This window comes from Sodalis sp. RH14 (assembly GCF_047324285.1).
Lineage (GTDB): Bacteria > Pseudomonadota > Gammaproteobacteria > Enterobacterales > Enterobacteriaceae > Acerihabitans.
Genome location: NZ_CP178739.1, coordinates 544,803 through 556,854, shown reverse-complemented (window position 1 = coordinate 556,854; position 12,052 = coordinate 544,803). Strand labels below are relative to the sequence as shown.

General features: G+C 62.4%; 12 protein-coding genes. 5 read left to right on the top strand and 7 right to left on the bottom strand.

Going from position 1 to position 12,052, the window contains the following annotated elements; genetic code table 11:
• Positions 1–8 precede the first annotated feature (8 nt).
• A complete protein-coding gene (locus ACL2XQ_RS02375; RefSeq protein WP_410012252.1) occupies positions 9–1,430 on the top strand; it encodes a cytochrome ubiquinol oxidase subunit I in 1,422 nt (473 codons plus the stop codon).
• A 25-nt stretch (positions 1,431–1,455) separates the two neighbouring features.
• Complete coding sequence (gene cydB, locus ACL2XQ_RS02370) at positions 1,456–2,484, top strand: cytochrome d ubiquinol oxidase subunit II (protein ID WP_410012253.1); 1,029 nt, start codon at positions 1,456–1,458, stop codon at positions 2,482–2,484.
• Here the strand turns inward: cydB and ACL2XQ_RS02365 are convergent.
• From ACL2XQ_RS02365 to ACL2XQ_RS02355, 3 genes are read right to left on the bottom strand one after another with little or no spacing between them, the layout of a single operon-like run.
• Complete coding sequence (locus tag ACL2XQ_RS02365; RefSeq protein WP_410012254.1) at positions 2,454–3,509, bottom strand: lysylphosphatidylglycerol synthase domain-containing protein; 1,056 nt, start codon at positions 3,507–3,509, stop codon at positions 2,454–2,456. The two genes, cydB and ACL2XQ_RS02365, sit on opposite strands and share 31 nt — an antisense overlap.
• Complete coding sequence (gene clsB, locus ACL2XQ_RS02360) at positions 3,506–4,750, bottom strand: cardiolipin synthase ClsB (RefSeq protein ID WP_410016636.1); 1,245 nt, start codon at positions 4,748–4,750, stop codon at positions 3,506–3,508. Before clsB ends, ACL2XQ_RS02365 begins: the two co-directional genes overlap by 4 nt.
• 2 nt (positions 4,751–4,752) lie before the next feature.
• Positions 4,753–5,514 (bottom strand): endonuclease/exonuclease/phosphatase family protein, encoded by a 762-nt coding sequence (locus ACL2XQ_RS02355; RefSeq protein ID WP_410016637.1) that lies wholly within the window; start codon positions 5,512–5,514, stop codon positions 4,753–4,755.
• A 286-nt stretch (positions 5,515–5,800) separates the two neighbouring features.
• Here ACL2XQ_RS02355 and phoA point away from each other — a divergent pair, with 286 nt between their 5' ends.
• Positions 5,801–7,237: an alkaline phosphatase gene (phoA, locus tag ACL2XQ_RS02350; protein WP_410012255.1), complete on the top strand. Its 1,437-nt coding sequence runs from the start codon at positions 5,801–5,803 to the stop codon at positions 7,235–7,237.
• Between the two features lie 196 nt (positions 7,238–7,433).
• On the top strand, positions 7,434–8,528 hold the full coding sequence (locus ACL2XQ_RS02345) for a DNA alkylation repair protein (protein ID WP_410012256.1): 1,095 nt from the start codon (positions 7,434–7,436) through the stop codon (positions 8,526–8,528).
• On the opposite strand, the gene ACL2XQ_RS02340 is transcribed toward ACL2XQ_RS02345, so the two are convergent.
• Both ACL2XQ_RS02340 and ACL2XQ_RS02335 read right to left on the bottom strand, forming a co-directional pair.
• Complete coding sequence (locus ACL2XQ_RS02340; RefSeq protein ID WP_410012257.1) at positions 8,525–9,007, bottom strand: GNAT family N-acetyltransferase; 483 nt, start codon at positions 9,005–9,007, stop codon at positions 8,525–8,527. The two genes, ACL2XQ_RS02345 and ACL2XQ_RS02340, sit on opposite strands and share 4 nt — an antisense overlap.
• An 80-nt stretch (positions 9,008–9,087) precedes the next feature.
• Positions 9,088–9,837, bottom strand: a complete 750-nt coding sequence (locus ACL2XQ_RS02335; RefSeq protein ID WP_410012258.1) for an SDR family oxidoreductase — start codon at positions 9,835–9,837, stop codon at positions 9,088–9,090.
• A gap of 98 nt (positions 9,838–9,935) precedes the next feature.
• Between ACL2XQ_RS02335 and ACL2XQ_RS02330 the strand changes: the two genes are divergently transcribed.
• Complete coding sequence (locus ACL2XQ_RS02330) at positions 9,936–10,340, top strand: winged helix-turn-helix transcriptional regulator (RefSeq protein ID WP_410012259.1); 405 nt, start codon at positions 9,936–9,938, stop codon at positions 10,338–10,340.
• Here the strand turns inward: ACL2XQ_RS02330 and umuC are convergent.
• Together umuC and umuD are read right to left on the bottom strand one after the other, a co-directional pair.
• Complete coding sequence (gene umuC, locus ACL2XQ_RS02325; RefSeq protein ID WP_410012260.1) at positions 10,311–11,576, bottom strand: translesion error-prone DNA polymerase V subunit UmuC; 1,266 nt, start codon at positions 11,574–11,576, stop codon at positions 10,311–10,313. The two genes, ACL2XQ_RS02330 and umuC, sit on opposite strands and share 30 nt — an antisense overlap.
• A gap of 2 nt (positions 11,577–11,578) precedes the next feature.
• A complete protein-coding gene (umuD, locus tag ACL2XQ_RS02320) occupies positions 11,579–11,995 on the bottom strand; it encodes a translesion error-prone DNA polymerase V autoproteolytic subunit (protein ID WP_410012261.1) in 417 nt (138 codons plus the stop codon).
• Positions 11,996–12,052: the final 57 nt, after the last annotated feature.

The window sequence follows — 12,052 nt, the reverse complement described above, 5'->3', positions numbered from 1 at the left end:
AGGGTCCGATGGAACACGTTTCTGCGCTGCTGATTGCGCGCGCCCAGTTTGCCTTCACCATAGGTTTTCATATCGTGCTGGCCGCCTTTACCATCGGCCTGGCCCTTTTTTTGACGGCGCTGGAAGGCCTGTGGCTATGGCGGCGGCGCCAGGTCTATCTGGACCTGTATCGGTATTGGCTCAAGATCTTTGCGCTTAACGTGGCGGTGGGCGTGGTGTCCGGGGTGGTGATGGAGTTTGAGTTCGGCACCAACTGGGGGGTGTTCTCCGCGCGGGCGGGCGCGATTATCGGGCCGCCGATGTTTTATGAAGTGCTGGTGGCGTTTTTCCTGGAAGCCGGTTTTATGGGCATTATGCTGTTCGGCATGCAGAAGGTCGGGCCGAAACTGCATTTTTTCACCACCTGCATGGTGGCGCTGGGTTCCCTGTTCAGCGCGTTCTGGATTATCTCCGCCAACTCCTGGATGCAAACCCCGGCGGGTTTTTTGATGGACGACGGCGGTCGTTTCCACCCGCAGGACTGGCTGGCGATTATCTTCAATCCTTCCTTTGGCTATCGGCTGGCGCATATGCTGCTGGCCGCCGTACTCGGCACCGCGTTTATGGTGGCGGCAGCCGGTGCCCGGCATCTGCTGCGCGACAGCCGCAATCCGGCGGCCCGGGTGATGTTTTCCTGGGCGCTGTGGACCGTGGCCGTCGCCGCGCCCTTGCAAATTATCGCCGGGGATTTGCACGGCGAAAATACCCTGCGCCACCAGCCGCAAAAAGTGGCCGCCATGGAGGGCGACTGGGACCGACCGCCGCCGGGCGCCGGGGAGCCGATGCGGCTGTTCGCGTTGCCGGACATGACGGCGCGGCGCAACCATTGGGAGGTGTCGATTCCCCGACTTGGCTCGCTCTATCTGCGCCATAACCTTACCGGCACCATTAAAAGCCTGAATGAGTTTCCGCCCCAGGACATCCCGCCGGTGCCACTGGTGTTTTTCGCCTTTCGCGTCATGGTGGGCCTGGGGCTGGTGATGGCCCTGGCGGGCATCGCGGGCGTGGCGTTGCGCTGGCGGGGCGCCCTGTGGCGCGCGCGCTGGCTGCAGCGCATCATGGTGCCGCTGGCGCCGGCGGGATTTATCGCCATGCTGGCCGGTTGGGTGGTTACCGAGGCCGGCCGCCAGCCGTTTATGGTCTACGGCCTGACGCGTACCTATGAGGGGATCTCGCCGGTATCCATGGCCCTAATCATCGCCTCCGCCATCGCCGTGGCGATGGTTTATCTGCTGGTGTTCGGCACCGGGCTGCTCTTTATGCTGCGCCTGCTGGCGCAACCGCCCCGGCCGGGGGAAGAAGGTCCGGTGCCGTCGCTGGCGCGGCAGACCGGCGATGGCGCGACGTACGCGGGCCAGGACGCCGCGCCGCCGCCGGAGCAACACCCGTAACACGACGAATGCAGGAGTTTATCCTATGCCGGAGCTGATTTTTTCCGCCGCCGCGCTGCAACTGTTATCCGCCGCCGCGCTGGCCTTCAGCGTGCTGATCTATATCTTGCTGGACGGTACCGATTTGGGCGTCGGCATGCTGTATGCGTTCAACCGCGCCGAAGCGGATCGCCAGGTCATGACGCTCTCGCTGCTGCCCGTTTGGGACGGCAACGAGACCTGGCTGGTACTGGGCGGCGGCGGCCTGCTGGCCCTGTTCCCCGCCGCCTACGCCATTCTGCTGAGCGCCCTGTATCTGCCGGTATTTCTCATGCTGCTGGCGCTGATAGCGCGCGGCATGGCGATTGAATACCGCGACCGCGCCGACCCGCAAAAGCGGTGGCGGTTCGATCTGATGCTGATGGGCGGTTCGGCGCTGGCCGCCGCCGGCCAGGGCGTGATCATGGGTACGTTTATTCAGGGTATTCCCCATGACGGCGCGCATTATACCGGCGGCGGCTGGGAATGGCTGGGGGTATTTCCGCTATTCTGCGGCCTGGCGCTGATGGCCGGTTACGCGCTGCTGGGCGCCTGCTGGCTGATATGGCGTACGGAAGGAATGCTGCAGGCGCGCGCACGCGCGCTCGCCCGGCGGCTTGGCCCATTGGCCCTGGCGCTGGTTGCGCTGCTGACGCTGTGGACCGGCGGCCTGCATGAGGAGTACCGCCGGCATCTGTCCGATCTGCGTTTCACCCTGCCCGCCGCGCTGTTGCTGCTGGCGGTCGCCGGCGGATTCCGGCGGGCGCTGTCCGCCCGGGTTGCCCTGCTGCCGCTGTGCCTGGCGCTGGGGGGCGTGGTGCTGACATTCGCCCTGCTGCTGCTGGCGGTATATCCGGCGATGATCCCGCCCCGGCTGTCAATAAGCGCCGCGTCCTCGCCGCCCCTGAGCCAGGGATTTGTGCTGATTGGCTTCGCGGTGCTAATCCCCATCACCCTGGCCTACAACACCTTTGGTTTTTGGGTGTTTCGCGGCAAAATCCACGCTCAGGCCAAAGGCCCCTTATCGGGTAAGTGACCGGCGTCTTCCGCCAGCGCCCCCCGCGCGTCCTTTTGCGCCTTATGGGCCGCTTCCCGTTGCTGGTTTTTTTCCCGCAGCGCCTTGGCGCGGCTTTCAAGGCCCAGGTACAGCACCAGCGCCAGCAGCAGCGGCGCGATGAAATAGATCGCCCGGTAGGCCAGCAGGGCGGCGATAATGGTGCCATGGGACAGATGCTCGCTGCCCAGCATGGCGACAAATACGCCCTCGAGCACGCCGATGCCCGCCGGGATATGCACGATAACCCCGGCGATGCTGCTGACCAGCAGCACGCCGAGCACCAGCGGAAAATCGACTTTGTCGTTAAGCAAAATGTAGATAATGGCGGCCATCGCCAGCCAGTTGGCGCAGGAGGCCACCAGCTGCGCGCCGGCCATGCGCAGCGACGGCAGCACCAGCTTCTGGCCCTTGATGGTCCAGCGCCGGCGTTTGGCAAAGGCGCACAGCCAAAAATAAGCGGCGATCAGCAGCAGCAGGATCACGCCCGTCAGGCGCAGCGCCAGCTCGCCGATACCCCATTTAGCCGGCAGATGCAGCACCCCGAACGCGCAGACGATGCCGGAAAGCAGGATATATCCCAGCCAGTTGGTGGCCAGGCTCAGGCTGAAGATACGGGTGATGGCGCTGTTGGACAAACCGAGGCGCGAATAGAGCCGGTAGCGCATGCCGATGCCGCCGACCCAGGCGCTGAGGGTGAGGGTAAAGGCATAACAGATGAAGGAAACCAGCATCACCTGCTTTTTCGCCAGCTTATGGCCGCAATAGGCGCGGCCGATAAGATCGTAGACGCCATACAGCAGGTAACTGAACACCGCCAGCCCAATCACCATCAGCAGCGCATTGAGCCGGTAGCCGGTAATGGCCTGCTCCACATCATCCCAGTCCACCTTGCGGGCATAGACCACCAGCAAGATAATGACGCCGATAAAAAACAGGCCGGTCAGGATTTTTTTAGCCATCGACCAGGCGCGGTGGCGTTTACCGGCGGGGCGTTTTCGGGTCATGATTTTGCCCCCTCGTTTTCGGGTTCGGCGCGATCCTGGGTTTCCATTTCCGGCTGGACCGGCGGCGCCACCAGCGATAATTTCGGCGTATGGGCGGGAAGCCAGCCGACCCAGGCCGGGAAGTGGCGCAGGAAATGGAACACCAGCACGCTTTTCACCACATGCCAGTAGGTCTGCTTGGGCACCATGCTTTCGTCAATTAACCGGCAATCGTTTTCAATCAGCCCGTTAAGATTGTCGCGCAGTTGCTGCGTGAAGGCGGTGTCATGGATGATCAGGTTGGCCTCCAGGTTCAGCGCCAGGCTGAGCGGGTCAAGATTACTGGACCCGACGGTGGCCCAGCTATCGTCCATGACGGCCACTTTGCCGTGCAGCGGACGGCGGCAATATTCATAGATTTTCACCCCTTCCGGCACCAGATAATTGTATAACATGCGCGCGCCGACCGTCACGATCGGCATATCCGGCTCGCCCTGGACAATCAGCACCATGCGCACGCCGCGCCGGGCGGCGTTGCGCATCTCCTTCAAAAGGCGGTAGCCGGGGAAAAAATAGGCATTGGCGATGATGACCTCGCGTTTTGCGCCGCGCAGCATATCGATATAGTGGCGCTCTATATCGGTATCGTGTTCATCGTTATCCCGATAGACAAACAGCGCCTGGGCTTCGCCAGGCTGGCGGTTATGGGCCGGCAGCCTGGAGCGCCGGCGCAGCCAGCTGCGATGGTGATCTTCCTTATACAAGGCCTGTAGGGTAAAGCGATGGATATCCTCCACCACCGGCCCCTCCACCTCCACCGCATAGTCCTGCTTGGCCTCCGGGCCGTAGTCGCTCAGGTGCTCGGCGGAAAAATTAATGCCGCCGATAAAGGCGATAACGCCGTCCACCACCACGATTTTACGATGCAGGCGGCGGAACAGATTGGTGCGCATGCCCATAAACGCCGGGCGGGGATCGTAATAACGGAAATGCACTCCCGCGGCGGTAAGGGCGCCGACGTAGCTGTCGGACAGATCCGCCGAGCCGTAACCGTCGACCATGATTTCCACCCGCACCCCGCGCCTGGCGGCGGCAATCAGGTTTTCCTGCAGCGCCTTGCCGACTTTATCCTCGAACAGGATAAAAGTCTCCAGCAGCACCTCTTTCCTGGCCTGGCCGATGCGCTCGTACAGGGCCGGGAAAAACGCTTCGCCGTTTTCCAGCAGCTTGATGCGATTGCCGTCGCGCCACTCCATATTCATATTCATAAATGGATCTCCACGGCGAGGGGAGCATGGTCGGATAAATGCGACCAGGGTTGGTTGGCCAGGGAGGTCGGCTCGCTGATGCGGGCGTTCCTGACATAAATACGGTCCAGGCGCAGCAGGGGAAAGCGGGCGGGGAAAGTACGGGCCGGTCGGCCGCGCGCCTGGGTAAAGACCTCCACCAGGCCGGCTTCGCGCCGCAAAAGCGTATTGGCGCGCTGGCGCCAGTCGTTGAAATCACCGGCCACCACCAGCGGCGCATCCGCCGGCAGCGTGGCGATATGCCTGCTCATGCGCAGCATCTGCTCGCGGCGATGCGCTTCCTTCAGCCCCAGGTGCACGCAAATCATATGCAGCTCCAGCTCACGGCCGGGCACCTGCAGCACGCAGTGCAGCATGCCGCGCTTCTCCGTGCCGTCGATGGACACGTCCAGATTGCTTTGGCGGGTGATGGGGAAACGGGAAAGCAGCGCATTGCCGTGATCGCCGTCGGGATAGACCGCGTTGCGCCCGTAGGCGAAATCGGCCCACATGGTGTCGGCCAGAAATTCGTACTGCGGCACCACCGGCCAGTTATCGAAGCGTTGCGAATGCTTTTCGTGCGTGCCCAGGACTTCCTGGAGGAACACGATATCGGGCGCCACGGTACGCACCGCTTCGCGCAGTTCCGGCAGGATAAAACGCCGGTTAAAGGCGGCAAAGCCCTTATGGGTATTGATGGTCAGCACCTTAAAGGAAAATCCCTGCTCCACTTGCGGCATGCCCGGTACATCCTTATTTTGATGATAATCCGTTCGCAGCATGATCTCGAACCCCTGCAAAATTAAGCGGCAAAAACCCACTCCCCGATATAGCGCGGGTAGAATAGGTGAGAAGTCATTATTAGTTAATGTGCTTACTATCTTAGCTGCTGCCGGACAACCTCGCCAAGTTTGACCGCGGCGGTTATCTCCGGGTGTCATAAAAATGACATCCGGGTTACGTAGACTTACATAATAATAAATTCAGACATACCCTTCTTCTCGTCCGGCAACAGGAGCCTTCTTTATGCCGCATCCGCACCAACCCGTACTTTCCCTCGTCCTGACCCTCGCCCTGGCGGGCGGCAACGGCCTGCTGGCGCGCAGCGTATCGGCCGCCGGCGCGGACAGCCTGCGCGCGGCGCAGGGGGATATTACCCAGCCCGGCGGCGCACGCCGCCTGCAGGCCGATCAGACCGAGGCGCTGAAGGCGGCGCTGAACAACCAGCAGGCAAAAAACGTCATCCTGTTGATTGGCGATGGCATGGGGGACTCGGAAATCACCGCCGCGCGCAACTACGCGCTGGGCGCGGGCAACGCGTTCCCCGGGATCGACGCGCTGCCGCTGACCGGTCAATACACCCATTACGCGCTGGACAAGACCACCCATAAACCCGGCTACGTCACCGACTCGGCGGCGTCGGCCACCGCGTGGTCCACCGGGGTGAAAACCTATAACGGCGCGCTGGGCGTCGATGTGTTCGGCAAGGATCATATGACCATCCTGGAACTGGCCAAGGCGGCCGGTAAAGCCACCGGCAACGTGTCCACCGCTGAACTGGAGGACGCCACCCCGGCGGCGCTGGTGGCCCACGTCAGCTCCCGCAAATGCTACGGCCCGGAAGTGACCAGTAAAGATTGCCCCACCCAGGCGCTGGAAAACCAGGGGCGCGGCTCCATTGCCGAACAGCTGCTGGCGGCCCGCGCCGACGTGACGCTGGGCGGCGGCGCCAAAACCTTTGGCGAAACCGCCAAGGCCGGGGAGTGGCAGGGTAAAACCCTGCGGGAACAAGCCGTGGCGCGCGGCTATCAGTTGGTGAGCGACCTGGATGGCCTGAACGGCGTAGCCCTGGCCAACCAGGACAAACCCTTGCTGGGCCTGTTTGCCGAGGGCAATATGCCGGTGCGCTGGCAGGGCCCGAAAGCCGTCTATCACGGCAATATTGATAAGCCGCCGGTTACCTGTAGCGATAATCCCAAACGCGGCGCCGGGGTGCCTACCCTGGCGGCCATGACGCAAAAAGCCATCGATCTGCTGAAAACCCATCCCAACGGCTTTTTCCTGCAGGTTGAAGGCGCATCCATTGATAAACAGGACCATGCCGCCAACCCGTGCGGCCAGTTCGGCGAGACGGTGGACCTGGATGAAGCGGTGCAAAAGGCGCTGGAATTCGCCCGCGCCGACGGCCATACGCTGGTGGTGGTCACCGCCGATCACGCCCACTCCAGCCAGATTATCGAAGCGGACGCCAAGGCCCCCGGCCTGACCCAGGCGCTGACCACGAAAGACGGCGCGGTGATGGCCATCAGCTACGGCAATTCTGAAGACCCCGAATCCCAGGGACATACCGGCACCCAGCTGCGTATCGCCGCCTTCGGTCCCTATGCGGGCAACGTGGCCGGCCTGACCGACCAGACGGATTTGTTCTATACCATGCGCGATGCGCTGGGCATTAAACAATAATTACCGCCAGGGACCCCTCCCGCCTTTACCGCCGTGCCGGCGGTAAAGGCGGGAATGGACCAGGGTATCGCGCCATGGCGTATCATCCCTTGTCATTTCCTGTCGCCGGGAAGGATTTTCCGCACGGTGAGACTTGCCTAAACCCGTCATTTTCTTTAGCCTGCGAACTGGCTCCGCTCCCATAAGATCAGGTGACATGTCAGAGCAAAGCGCGCCCGCGCTGAAGGAAATCTTTAACCACGCCCGGCTGCGCGATATCGCGGCGCACACCGCCGCCGTCCACCCCGGTTTTGACGGCGCCCGCTTCCTGGCGGCCACCGGCGACGGACTGGACCAATTATCGCTGATGGCGCGCCTGCGGCGGGTAAGCGTCTGCCTGCACGACGGCCTGCCGGCGGACTATGGGCAGGCGCTGGCGATTTTACGCCGGCTGGCGCCGCGGTTGGACAATCGCTTTGTCACCCTGGTATTGCCGGAGTATGTGGCGATGTACGGGCTGGATGAGTACGATCTGTCGATGGAGGCCCTGCGCTTTTTTACCCCGTTCGGCTCCTCGGAATTCGCGGTGCGCCCCTACCTGCGCCAGGATCTGTCCCGCGGGCTGGCGCTGATGGAACGCTGGTCGCGCGACGATGACGAGCACGTCCGCCGGCTGGCCAGCGAAGGCAGCCGGCCGCGCCTGCCCTGGTCGTTCCGCCTGGAGGCGCTGCGGGCCGACCCGTCGCCGGTGAAACCCATTCTCGACAACCTGCGCGCCGATCCCAGCCTGTACGTACGCAAATCCGTGGCGAATCATCTCAACGATATCACCAAGGATCATCCCGAGTGGGTCATGGACCTGCTGGAGGGATGGGAATTGCATCATCCCCCCACCGCCTGGATCGCCCGTCACGCGTTGCGCAGCCTGATCAAACAGGGGGACCGGCGGGCGCTGGGACTTATCGGCGCCGGCGAGGCGGCGCAGGTCAGCCTGGAGGAGATGCGCGTGAGTCCCGGGGAAATCCGGCTGGGAGACAAGGTGACCGTGGCGTTCCGGCTGCGCTCGACCTCGCCCCTGCCCCAGCGGCTGGTGATTGATTACGCCATCCACTATGTGAAAAAATCCGGCGGCACATCGGCCAAAGTGTTCAAACTGAAAACCCTGACGCTGGCGCCGCATGCAAGCGTTGAGATTAGCCGCAGCCAGTCCATCCGCAACTTTACCACCCGCATGCACTATGCCGGCAGACATGCCGTCGAGGTCTTTATCAACGGCGAATGCCTGGCGCGGGGCGCGTTTTTTATTGTCTAGCGCGACAGGGGTTTCACCATATTCACCCCGGTAACGTGGAAACCGCAGGCATCATACAGCGCCCGGGCGCCGGGATTATCGGCCGCCACCCTTAGCCCCAGTTCGGTCACGCCCTGGGCGCGCAACCGCTGATCCAGCTGCGCCAGCGCGCTGCGTCCGAGCCCGCGGCGGCGCCAGGCGGGCAGGATGCAGAAATCGGAGATATAGGCCGCCTCGTCTTTGCACGTGATCCATAAATACCCCGCCACCGGCGGTACGCCTTGCCGGTCCGCCGCGTCGCCGGCCTCGATGCAGTACAGCTGGTTATCCGGCGTCGCCACCCCCTGCGGTAAATACCCGTCAATGCTGGCGATGGCGTTGATCCTGCCCTGCCCGATATCGTAACCGTGGTTGGCGCTCAGGTCCCGGGCGTATTCCCCGATAAAAAAATGGCGATAATCGGGGTATTCCCCGGCGGTCATATTCCTCAGATGAATCATAGCGCTACCCGTTATCATAACGTGCTTATCCACGCCGGCGCCCCTGATGCAAAGCCAGGGCTTATCCGGCCACCGGCACATCATAAGCCGCTGACGCCACCGTCGACAATCAATTCACTGCCGACGACAAACGCCGATTCATCGGACGCCAGATAGACCGCCGCCTTGGCCAGCTCCAGCGGCGTGCCCAGCCTGCCGAGCGGCACCAGTTGCTTGATTTGCGCCAGCAGGGCCGCATAGGCCGCCCCGTCCAGGCCCAGTTTTTCCAGCGCCGGGGTTTGCGTCGGGCCGGGGCTTAAGCTGTTGACACGGATGCCGCGCGCCAGCAGTTCCCCCGACAGGGTCCGGGAGAGCGACAGCAGTCCGGCTTTGCTGGCGGCATACGGGCCGCTTTGCGGCAGGCCGATATGCGCGCTGACCGAACCGCATAAAATCACCGAGGCCGGTGCATGCAGCAGCGGCAACAGTGACTGCACCAAAAAAAACGGCCCCTTCAGATTGGTCGCCATCAGGCGATCCCAGGCGGCTTCATCCCATTCCTCCAGCGGACGGTGGGTCACGTCGGCGGCATTGATCAGCAGCACATCCAGCCGGGGCCACAAGGTGGCAAGCGCTTGGGCCAGGAGCGGCTGGGCGGCCACATCGCCCGCGTCGCTTTGCAGGCATACCACCCGTTCGCCCAGATCCGCGGCGGCGCGCGCCAGCGCATCGGCGTTGCGTCCGGTGATGGCGACGGTGGCGCCCTCGGCCAGGAACTGACGGGCGGTTTCCAGCCCGATACCGCTGGTGCCGCCGGTGATCAAGGCAAATTTATCGGCTAAACGAGGCATTTTTATCTCTCTGACAGGTGAAAAATGCCATTATTTATAAGATAGTATTAAAATGATAGTAGGTACCAATAGGATACTAAAGAGGCGAGTGGGATGAAATGACGACCCGAACGATTGCGCAACCGAAAAAAATATTACCGCCGCCGGCGATAACGCCCTGCCCGATGCTTACCTTTGTCGAGCTGGTGGCCGGCAAATGGGCCATTCCCATCCTCTACCGGCTGATCGTTATCGACGCCCCGGTGCGTTTTGGCGAACTGCAGCGCGGGGTCTACCCCATCACGCAAAAGGAGCTGACGCGTCAGCTGCGCGCGTTTGAAACCAAGGGCCTGGTGCGGCGTACCGCGTTCGCCGAAATCCCGCCCCGGGTTGAATATCAGGTCACCGCCCTGGGTAAGACGCTGAAGGCGCCGCTACAGTCCCTGGCCGCGTGGGTCGACGCGCACCAGGAGGATTTACAGGCCGGCGCCGGCCTAGAGCGCCGCGCGGGGCAGATCGCTTAGCCGGGAGGTATAGGCCGGCGACAACATGTCGCGTTTCATTTGCCAGTCCCGGCGGATGCCCTGGCCGGCAAACCAGATTTGCCCCCGGCCCGAGCGGTTGACCTTATCCAGGGTCGCCATCAGCGCCTCGGCGTTAACGTGCGGCTTATACCGGTCGAACAGGCCGAGCTGCGCCACGCCCCGGTCATAAAAATCGCCCAGCACGACGCCGGCCTTCAGATAACGCCGATCGTCCAGCCACAGGCTATCCAGGCAGGCCGTCGCCTGGGCGATGATATCCCGGGAATCGTTGGTCGGGACGGGAATGCGGCCGGTGGCCTGGTTGGCGTAATAGATTTCGCCGGCCGCGTGCGGACTGGTGCGCACAAAGACCGCGACCTGCCGGCAAAACTGGTTTTCCCCGCGCAGTTTTTCCGCCGCGCGCGCGGCATAACTGCATACCGCCTCGCGCATATCCTGGTAACGGGTGATACGGGAACTGAAGCTGCGGCTGCAGATAATCTGCTGCTTCACCGCCGGCATTTCCTCCACCTCCAGGCAGGGTTCGCCGCGCAGCTCACGCACCGTGCGCTCCAGCACCACGCTGAAATTATTACGGATAAACGCCGGATGGGAATCCGCCAGTTGCAGCGCCGTGCCGATCCCCATCGCCCGCAGCGTTTTGCCCAGCCGGCGTCCTATGCCCCACACCTCCTCCACCGGCATCAGCGCCATCAGCTTACGCTGGCGCAGCGGCGAGGACAGATCCACCACGCCGCCGGTTTTGCTCCACTGCTTGGCGGCGTGGTTGGCAAGCTTTGCCAGCGTTTTACTGGGCGCAATACCCACCCCCGAATGCAGATGCGTGCACTGCAACAGGGTTTGCTGTACCTCGCGGCCAAACTGTTCCAGCGCCCTGCAATGGCCGACGCCGGTGAGATTGAGAAAGGCCTCGTCGATACTGTAGATCTCAACCGCCGGCGCCATGTCCTCCAGCAGGGTCATCACCCGATGCGACATATCGGCATACAGGGCATAGTTGCTGGAAAACACCGCCACGCCATGTTGTTCAAGCAGCCGGCGAATCTTGAAATAGGGCGCGGCCATAGCAACGCCAAGGCGTTTGGCGGCGGCGGAACGGGCGATAACGCAGCCGTCGTTGTTGCTCAGCACCACCACCGGGCGCCCGCGCAATTCCGGCCGGAATACGGTTTCACACGAAGCGTAGAACGAATTGATATCCACCAGCGCGTACATGGCTACAGCGCCGCGTAGATGATAAACGTCACCACGCCGAAGATTTCCACCTGGCTGTCTTCGGTAATGGGAATGGGCGCGAAGGCGGGATTCATCGGCATCAGCCGCGCGCGGGGATGAAGCTGCAGGCGTTTCACGGTAAAGCCGCCGTCGACGGAGGCGATAACAATATTGCCGTGGTCGGGTTTAAGGGCGCTGTCCACCACCAGGATATCCCCTTCACGGATATTGCCCTCAATCATCGATTCACCCGTGGCGCGGACAAAATAGGTGCTGGCCGGATGGCGCACGCAGATGGCGTTGATATCCAGGCGATGTTCAACATAATCCTGCGCCGGGCTGGGGAACCCCGCAGCGACTTTATCGCCAAAAAACGGCAGCGGTACGCCGATGCCCAACGCCGCGGGATAAATCTTCATAACGGCCACTCCATATACTGTATTTACATACAGTATAGATGCGACCGGGGGAACATG